The following is a 462-nucleotide window of genomic DNA, read 5'->3' as shown; positions in this document are numbered from 1 at the left end:
ACTGGCGCCGTCATCATGGCCATCATGGCAATGGCATCGCCATTGCCATGATGGCCATGATGACGGCGCCAGTCGCGCGCATTGGCGGCGGGCAAGGCCGTGAGCGTGGTGGCGGCCACGGCAGCGGCCAGGACGGCGGTTTTGAAAATTCGGTTCATGTCGGTCTCCTTCGTTCCGGCCCGTGCAGTTTCGGGGATGCGGTCCGGCTTTACCGAAGACTAATATGCGACCGTGGCTGAACGGGGGCTGAACGGATTTTAACGTGTTTATTCAAAACGGACGTCAAAAATCACAGGCTCTCAAGGGAGCGATCTGCCCGGGAGCGCCGGTTCGAAGCCGGCTCAGCCGACCGACAGGTTGACGGCCTTGGGACCCTTGCCGCGCTTATCCGGCTCGGTATCGAACGACACTTTCTGCCCATCCTCGAGGCCGGGAAGACCGGACGCCTGCACAGCTGAAATA

2 pseudogenes are annotated in these 462 nt (G+C 61.0%); both read right to left on the bottom strand.

The window, feature by feature from the left end:
• Window positions 1-158: pseudogene (locus ENZ74_RS35600) on the bottom strand (BA14K family protein); the annotation flags it as partial.
• Window positions 159-341: 183 nt separating this feature from the next.
• A pseudogene (locus ENZ74_RS34050) lies at window positions 342-462 on the bottom strand (cold shock domain-containing protein); the annotation flags it as partial.

The sequence above is a fragment of the Mesorhizobium sp. M7A.F.Ca.CA.002.15.2.1 genome (assembly GCF_003998715.1).
GTDB classification, from domain to species: domain Bacteria; phylum Pseudomonadota; class Alphaproteobacteria; order Rhizobiales; family Rhizobiaceae; genus Mesorhizobium; species Mesorhizobium ciceri.
Note: the sequence above shows the minus strand (reverse complement) of the source record. Positions and strands in the feature narration are given on the sequence as shown.